Genomic DNA, 2857 nt, shown 5'->3' on the forward strand with positions numbered 1-2857 from the left:
TTCCGCGCTCGCAGGGCGAGGGCGGCAACGATCGGGACTGGGTCTGAGCTCGATCACCGCGCTGCCGGGTCACGGTGCACCGCGGCGGCTCTCCCGGACGCGCGCGAGAAGTGGACGCGCGAGCCAGAGGAACGCCGTGCCCACCGCGACGACCGCAGCGGTGAGCACCGCGGACGGCAGGGTGAACAGGATCGAGGTCACGAGGAGCACCGCACCACACAGCGAGCCGCCCAGACAGAACAGACCCACGATCGCGTAGCGGTTGAACCGGAACAGCATCCGTTCCTTGTCCAGCTGGCGGAACAGCAACCGGTGCTGCGCCGCGGGGGCCACCAACAGCACGGTCGCGGCCGCGGTCGACAACAGCGTGGCGAAGTAGACGTCCCGTTCGAAGGCCGTGATCCTCGAGAAGCCGACCTGGAACGGCGTCGTCAACAGGAACCCGAACAGGACCTGCACTCCGGGCAGCGCCACCCGCAACTCGTTGAGCAGCTCGCCGAGCTCGCGGTTGACCCGCTGCTCGTGGTCCTCGGCCATCCGCTCGCACCTCCACCCGAGCCCCGCGATCCCTCGGAGCTGTCTTCCCACTCGACGGCGGCCCTCGGACACGCCACCCCGGGGCGGTTCTCACCCAGCTCTCACCCGACGCACGTCCGATCTTCACCGTCCGCGGTCACTCGGCGCCTGACCCACACGACACACGAGGAGGAAGCCCGGATGGCCGACGTCGCCACACGTCCCGGATCGAGGACCGCGCCCGCGCTGCGGGGCGCACAGGTCCTGGCGGTGCTCACGGTGCTCGAGCTGCTGTGGCAGTTCGCGACCGCCGGCCAGATGGTCGGCCCGCTGCACAGCCGGGGAGCCCACGAACTGCACTCCGTGGGCGCGGTCGTGCTCCACGTCCTGACGGGGTTGCTGACGATCGCCGCGATCGTGCTGTGGCGGACCGCCGCCGTGCCGCTGTGGCCCGCCGTGCTGGCCGCCGTCGTCTTCGTCCTCACGTTCGTGCAGGCCTACCTCGGCGACGACGGCACGCTCTACCTCCACGTGCCCGGGGCGCTCGTCCTCTCCGCCGGCAGCGTCTGGCTCGCGATCTGGTCCTTCGCGCCCGGCGCCGCGCGTGCCGGGGGGCCCGGGCGTCCCCGGCACCAGTCGTAGCGCCAGCGCTCTTACCGGCCTCCGAACCACGCCACGCCCCGGCATTACCGGAGGTCAGCATCGTGGAGCGCACCTGATCGACAGCCCCCGGCGCCCGCCGGGCCCGGCCGGTCGATCCGTTGCGAGAGGTGACCGATGGATCGCGAGGAGGGCTCTCCCACCCCGGCCGAGGACGCTGCCACGCCCACCGAGGGCGCCGAGACCACAGAGGTCGCCGACGGTCCCGACGAGGCGTCGACCGGCTCGCCCGAGCGCAGCGGCTCCCGGTGGGAGCCCCAGCCCGACGGCGGGGCCGACGCACCCACGACCGAGAGCACGGCGGCGGAGGGCACGGCGGCGGAGGGAACGGCGGCGCGTCCCGCCGGGACCACGTGGTGGCACCACGACGCCCCGGCGGCCCCGGTCCGTCCCCGGAGGCGAGGGCTGCGGGTCGCCGCCGGGGTCGGCGCCGCCGTGCTCCTCGCCGGCGGGGGCTTCGCGGTCGGCCACGCGGTGGGCGACTCCGGCCCCGACGGCGGCCCCGGTCCGGGCATCGGCCACCACCGGAGCCACGACGGCGACCGCCGAGGGGGCCCCGGCCAGACCGGCCAGACCGGCCAGCCCGGCCAGCCCGGCCAGCCCGGCGGCCCGACCGGCCAGAACACCTCCGGAGGCCCCAGCCCGATCCTCGGCGGGCTGTTCACGTGACCGCGCTCGCCGACCGCCCGACCCGGCACGCCCTCCCCCGCCCGACCGGCCCGGCCGTCCGGGACCGACGTGTCCGCACCGCCGCCGAGGTGCTGCTCGTCGTCGCCCTCACGCTGGTCACGTTCTGGTGGGCCACCGGCGGTGGCCTCACCGACCTCGGCAGCTGGGCCTCCGGGCTGACCTCGCTGGGCCGGCTCACCGGGCTGCTCGCCTCGGTCCTGCTGCTGGTGCAGGTGCTGCTCATGGCCCGGGTGCCGCTGCTCGAGCAGGCCTTCGGGCAGGACCGGCTCGCGGTGATCCACCGGCTGGTGGGGTTCACGTCGTTCACCGGGATGATCGCCCACGTCGGGCTCATCACCTGGGGCTACGCCGCCGGCGACCTGGCCGCGACGCCCGGCGAGCTGTGGGACCTCACCCTGACCTACCCGGGGATGCTGCTGGCCGCCGCCGGCACCGCGTGCCTGGTGCTCGTCGTCGTCACGAGCGTGCGGGCCGCGCGGACACGGATGCGCTACGAGTCGTGGCACCTGCTCCACCTCTACGCCTACCTCGGCGTCGGGCTCGCGCTGCCCCACCAGCTCTGGACCGGCCAGGAGTTCCTCGCCTCGACCGTGCGCACGGTGTTCTGGTGGAGCGCCTGGGCGCTGACCGCGGTGGCGGTGCTGGTGTGGCGGGTCGGGCTGCCGCTCCACCGCACGCTGCACCACCGCCTCGTCGTCACCTCGGTCGTGCCCGAGGGCGACGGCTGCGTCTCGGTCTACCTCACCGGACGCCACCTCGACGACCTCGGCGCGCGGGCCGGGCAGTTCCTCCAGTGGCGCTTCCTGAGCCGCCGGGGCTGGACCCGCGCGCACCCGTACTCGCTCTCGGCCGCCCCGGACGGGCGCAGCCTGCGGATCACCGTCAAGGACCTGGGCGACGGCACCGCGGAGATCCCGGGCCTGCGCCCCGGGACCCGCGTCCTGATCGAGGGGCCGTACGGCCGGCTCACCGCACGTGCCCGGACCGGGGA

General features: G+C 74.7%; 4 protein-coding genes. 3 read left to right on the forward strand and 1 reads right to left on the reverse strand.

Going from position 1 to position 2857, the window contains the following annotated elements; genetic code table 11:
- Positions 1 to 69: 69 nt before the first annotated feature.
- Complete coding sequence (locus AC0CYZ_RS11295; RefSeq protein ID WP_472215296.1) at positions 70 to 537, reverse strand: DUF6328 family protein; 468 nt, start codon at positions 535 to 537, stop codon at positions 70 to 72.
- A gap of 180 nt (positions 538 to 717) precedes the next feature.
- Between AC0CYZ_RS11295 and AC0CYZ_RS11300 the strand changes: the two genes are divergently transcribed.
- The 3 genes from AC0CYZ_RS11300 to AC0CYZ_RS11310 form a co-directional block, all read left to right on the forward strand.
- On the forward strand, positions 718 to 1158 hold the full coding sequence (locus AC0CYZ_RS11300; protein WP_472215299.1) for a hypothetical protein: 441 nt from the start codon (positions 718 to 720) through the stop codon (positions 1156 to 1158).
- Between the two features lie 135 nt (positions 1159 to 1293).
- Positions 1294 to 1845 carry a hypothetical protein gene (locus AC0CYZ_RS11305; RefSeq protein WP_472215300.1) on the forward strand — a complete coding sequence of 184 codons (552 nt, stop codon included), beginning with the start codon at positions 1294 to 1296 and terminating at the stop codon, positions 1843 to 1845.
- Positions 1842 to 2857: ferric reductase-like transmembrane domain-containing protein (locus AC0CYZ_RS11310; RefSeq protein ID WP_472215302.1), on the forward strand; the 1016-nt coding region annotated here is incomplete at its 3' end. The genes AC0CYZ_RS11305 and AC0CYZ_RS11310, both read left to right, overlap by 4 nt.

It is taken from the genome of Actinomycetospora sp., assembly GCF_055612215.1.